The 4,914-nt window shown below is 36.9% G+C and carries 8 protein-coding genes; all 8 read right to left on the bottom strand.

From position 1 onward, the window contains the following. Positions 1 to 89: 89 nt before the first annotated feature. Entirely contained in the window at positions 90 to 302 is a 213-nt protein-coding gene (locus CBF27_RS13865) for a hypothetical protein (RefSeq protein ID WP_148112315.1), read from the bottom strand. Between the two features lie 77 nt (positions 303 to 379). Beyond that, a complete protein-coding gene (locus tag CBF27_RS13860) occupies positions 380 to 1,489 on the bottom strand; it encodes an ABC transporter permease (RefSeq protein ID WP_126815292.1) in 1,110 nt (369 codons plus the stop codon). An 85-nt stretch (positions 1,490 to 1,574) separates the two neighbouring features. Beyond that, positions 1,575 to 2,597 carry a 6-bladed beta-propeller gene (locus CBF27_RS13855; protein ID WP_126815291.1) on the bottom strand — a complete coding sequence of 341 codons (1,023 nt, stop codon included), beginning with the start codon at positions 2,595 to 2,597 and terminating at the stop codon, positions 1,575 to 1,577. Between the two features lie 476 nt (positions 2,598 to 3,073). Beyond that, on the bottom strand, positions 3,074 to 3,646 hold the full coding sequence (locus CBF27_RS13850; protein ID WP_126815290.1) for a hypothetical protein: 573 nt from the start codon (positions 3,644 to 3,646) through the stop codon (positions 3,074 to 3,076). Then, positions 3,618 to 3,848, bottom strand: coding sequence for a hypothetical protein (locus CBF27_RS14060; protein ID WP_211334678.1), 231 nt, complete (start codon positions 3,846 to 3,848; stop codon positions 3,618 to 3,620). Before CBF27_RS14060 ends, CBF27_RS13850 begins: the two co-directional genes overlap by 29 nt. A gap of 85 nt (positions 3,849 to 3,933) precedes the next feature. Beyond that, entirely contained in the window at positions 3,934 to 4,143 is a 210-nt protein-coding gene (locus tag CBF27_RS14225) for a hypothetical protein (RefSeq protein ID WP_211334677.1), read from the bottom strand. 65 nt (positions 4,144 to 4,208) lie between these two features. Next, positions 4,209 to 4,514 carry a hypothetical protein gene (locus CBF27_RS13845; protein WP_126815289.1) on the bottom strand — a complete coding sequence of 102 codons (306 nt, stop codon included), beginning with the start codon at positions 4,512 to 4,514 and terminating at the stop codon, positions 4,209 to 4,211. After that, positions 4,508 to 4,914: M56 family metallopeptidase (locus tag CBF27_RS13840; RefSeq protein ID WP_148112313.1), on the bottom strand; the 407-nt coding region annotated here is incomplete at its 5' end. The genes CBF27_RS13840 and CBF27_RS13845, both read right to left, overlap by 7 nt.

Genomic DNA, 4,914 nt, shown 5'->3' with positions numbered 1-4,914 from the left:
ACCTTGGGCAGAGGAAGTTCAACAACTTTGCCGGGCAACATATACTTTTGATAAACAGTAAATAGTCTGACTCTAGTATAAAGGTCAGGCTATTTGGTTTGTAGGTACTGTTTTATCAGGCGCTTACGTTGAATCTTTTGGTAATCTGCCAACGTCACAGCCGGCTCATTTGAAGCGAGACTTTCATCTCTCGTTGTGATTTGCAGCAACAGGTCTGTTTCCTGCACCTTAACTGCTGCTTCTTCATTGGTTATGGCATAATAAAGATTGGTGGAATAGACAAAGACGCTCATACCCAACATGATCTCGGCCAGCAATAAAAGCGAGATCCACCTGTTCCAATACAGTGACCGAAATACTTTGCTAATGATATATCCCATCATGAATCCCTCGTTTTCATCATTGCGGCTATTGGTTTTTTCCTGATCGTCCGCACAGATCCCCACGTCAACAGCTCACACGTCAAAAGGGCCAATACTAGAAAAACACCGGCTACACTCGTATCTAAAACGATGGCACTTTCTATAGACGCCAATTTTGCTATTGGCAACAGTGTCAGCAAAACTAAGCCGGCTGCTAGAAATGTAATCAAGAATGTTTCAAAAAACCAAAACAATCTGATGTCACGCTCAGTGGCTCCCAGCGCCCGGTTCACCGCAATCGTCTGTTGTTCTTTTTCTGCTTTTGCTTTGAGAACGATCGTTTCATTGAGTAAAAAGAACAGGATCGCGACGACGGCAACCAGACTCCGGACCACACGCCAGTCTCGTTTGGTGGCCAGCGCATTGTAGTAGAGTTCTGCACCGTCTGTCGTGAATAAGATTTCCGCATCCTTATCATTGCTTTGTATCTGGTCGGTCACAACCGTGACTAGCTGCTCCTTGTCAGCAACATCAGCCGGACGGAATGTCCCTGTAAATTGTATCTCCACGTTGTGCTGGTAGATGCCTGCCATTGTGCGATAAGGCATGAAGATGCCTGACGCTTTTTTATCTGTCATGATTCCGATGATTTCACACGTTGTTCCACGAAGCGCCAGCGTATCGCCGATGTCATAACCAAACATCTCGGCATGCCGCTGATTCAACAGGCAGACAGGTTTTCCCTTTTGTAATTCGCTCTTGCTGAAATACCGCCCCCGCACTTCAGGAGGCGGATAAAAATAATGCTCATCAATCCCGGTTATCGGGACATACTCATGATCCCAATCCGACATGTCTTCTTCGTAAGCGGCACTGATTGAATAGTCCGTTTGATTATCCAGTTGGATCAAGTCAAAGTTTTGGCTGAACCAGCCGACCTGAACGGTCTGCTCCATACCGGCAAACGTCGTGGCGTGAATCACTTGATCGACCGAGCGGATATTCGCTATACAAAAGGCAGGCAGCAGCAAGCCGATGTAAAACGAAATGACATATAAGATGTATCTCTTCTTTTGATAGCTCACCTTGAGAAATGCTTGATAAAATAAATAGCTGATTTTTGTCATTTTTTTCTCCCGTAAAGAAACAACAGGCGCTGCAGTCTCATTAGAGACACTCGAGCCAACTTTGGCCGAAACGCCAGTTGTTCCATCAATTGCTTTTATAGCATTTTACTATTTTTCCGGCCTCTGACATTGCGATGTAGTACTCTTGCTCCTTCGTGACTGACAGTTGTGGGACTAGTTCATCGTTCAGGCCCTTGATGTAAGCAAATGTTTCAACGTAGTCTCCTTGCCAGTTCAAGCGATACACGCCCTCTCCTGATCCAGAAAGGCAAACGATCCCCTTGTCATCCAATGTAAAGTCTGTGATATAGAGTCCTTGAGGCAGCTCGCATACTTTTTCAATAGTATCGTTTTTGATTTTCATCAGCCATTCCGGTCCACTAGAATCTGCACCGAAAGTATCCTCTTTTTTATCGTAATAGCGAACCATTGAATTGATTAAGTAGATATTGTTGTCATAACCAGCCGATGTGCCGATAAAATTTTTACCTACCTCTTTCGATTGACCATCCGTGTATTTGTCGACAGATCCTTTGCCACTTAATTCGAGACTTGTGACATATAACCCTTCATGATTCACTGAAATTTGTTCCGGTTTAAAGGAAGGATCACTCTTCCTTTTATCCTTTAATTTTACTTCTCTCACATATGATAAATCCGTATCGAATACTTGCACTCGATTATTCCCCTGATCAATGACATACACTTCATTATCATACTCTGCGATAGCACCAGGTGACAGAAATTCACTTTTACCGCTGCCGGTTTGTCCGATTTTTTTAAGGACATTGCCAGCATAATCAGCTTTTATCAGGCAATCATTTTTCCTGTCAGAAATAATCACCTCATTGTCTTTGCAGACAATTCCAGCTGGTTCCTTGACATCAGTGACAACCCAATCTTCCACTGTATAGTCAGAGGTGTACACATCGGTCAGTGTGGCAAGCGCATGATTTTCTGCGTCAAATAGCTTATCGTTCATATCGTAGATTTGCAGAACTTCTTTTTGCGAATCTTTTACTAGTTTCTGGTTCTCAGTTTTTTTACAGCCTGTGACAGTGATGCACAGAGTTAGACAAAAAACACTCAATACAATGCTTTTTTTCATTTTTCCTCCTTTAAAAACTCTTTGCTTACATTTTGCAAAGAAAAAGTGCAGGATTCTGCAACCACATTTCCTGCACTTCACTCTTGAACTGATGAAATTAGAAATGAATTGTCAATACTATTGTATATCCACATTTCATTTAATCTTAAGTACAACTGCAACCAAGAAACACTGTTCTAGTTTGAGGTTCACTATATACCGTGCCATCATCTCTAACACATCTGCGTATATATGTATCAGTTCGTTCTCTCCGCTTAAATCCTCCTGGACATAATTTGTTAGTGCATCTTGCAGTTCCTTTTGATTTAAGGTACCAATTAGAGCACCCCGCTGCTTGAGCATTACCGCTGGACCACATAATTGATAAAGTCATAGCCGCCAATGTGATTAATGCTTTGTTCCTATTCTTTTCCATATTACAGAATGGACTTTTTTTTCTTCTATCCTAAACTTCCATTTACACAAAATATTTTAAGCTATTCAATGCTTTTTGCCTCTATATACTTGTCATATAAAAAATTTTCAACGCTTACTATATCAATGCATATAATACTATTTAAGTTAATTGATTCTTTATTGTCTATGGAAATACTTTCATAATTCAGTAAAGAAATAACTATATTATTGGCATCTAATAAAACAATTTTTCCTGTTAATATACTCCCATCTTCTGAGGTTATTATAGAAACTGTTCTTTTGAGCATTAAAGAACTACTTAGTATGTTTTCAATAGTCTCAATCTCTTCCAAATTGATTGAAGATTTTAATGAAAACCCATCAAATATTTCATTTTTTTTAGTATAGGTAACAAAGAAATCATACATTTTAGTATATTCAGTATTTTTAACAATTTTTGATATATACTTTTTGCTTCTAATCTGGATACTATCCAGAGTTCCAACTTCGCTAATAGACATGAATAATACAAATGAATCTAAATCTTTTATGATATATCCTAAAGAAAAAGACTCATCACTATATTCATCTATATTTTTGGAATACAACTCCACTAATTGATTACTAAAAGATAAGAAATCTATCTTCTTCATTAATTATCAAACCTTCATCTGTCAACTGAACCATCGTTGTTACTTCATCAGTTTTAGGATCATAAACGGCATTGTTTTCTTCTTCAATAGCCCACAAAGAGACTGAAGAGGAATTTTCAAGTCCATTTGCAAAAGTGACAACAGATGAAGAAATAGTTCCCAAAGTAATTGATAGTAATAACGTTGTAGCTAGACCGTTCAATTTTTTATAAGTAACGATTCTTTCTTATAAAAATAATTATAGCGTACCCAGAAGAATTGTCAATATTTTTATACTGCCTTAATAATTAAATACGTTTGGCTTTCACAAGATTAAACGTATTCCCATTTGCCGCCCATTTATTTTTAGAATAATTGAATTTTCTTTTTTGAACTTTGCCTTTATATCCTCTGAATCGCCAATCAATGATATCTGCTTTTTTTTGTACGAGTACTATTTTCATTAATAGTTGTGGTTTCATTCTCAATATTCTAGAGAGTAAGCGGTTGACTTTCATCAGCTGACACTGTACTAGTAGAAACCAAAGTTGAACCTATTATACCTAAAATGAATAACAACATTTTACTTTTTTTCATCCTTTTCTACTATGTTTATTCCTTTAAGCGCACTATCGTTTGGATCTTCAATTTCACCAATTTTTTTGCCTTCCACTATGAGATAATGTTTTCCATTAACAATCTCAATATATGAATTTTGGTAATCTTTAATTTCTACGGTATGAGCTAGTTGCTCGTTTTGAATATAATAAGGCTCAAATATAATAAATGGCAATAAGATGAACGCAGCTGCTAAAGGAAGATAAGAAAGCAAGCTTGTTTTTTTATAATCAATATCCCCAAGAATATTATACGTTCGTTTTGTTAACATGTTTTTATTTTTTTTACAAGTGGGAGATGTACTATGTTATCAGGATAAAAATCATCTTCAGTAGTTAAAACAGCACGTTTAACAAAAATAAGTGTTTCAATGTAATCCATATACTCATTAGGATCAAGCAGATCCATCACTTGTTTATCCACTCTCATTTCAGTTATTAATTCAACTTGCCTTTTCAGTAAATATATTGGCGGAAACCACCAATATGTTATCACCAATATTTCTAATAATAATTCAATATAAATATCAAAATTTTTAATATGTTGTAATTCATGGATTATTATGTGCCTCATTTGTTGATCTGTATAGTTTAAATCAGGAAGAAGGATGTATTTTTTTAGTATTCCAGTAACCATAGGACTTTGGATATTGTTACAATATACTATTTTTA

The organism is Vagococcus acidifermentans (assembly GCF_003987655.1).
GTDB classification, from domain to species: Bacteria; Bacillota; Bacilli; order Lactobacillales; family Vagococcaceae; genus Vagococcus_B; species Vagococcus_B acidifermentans.
This window is presented reverse-complemented; position numbering and strand designations above follow the sequence as displayed.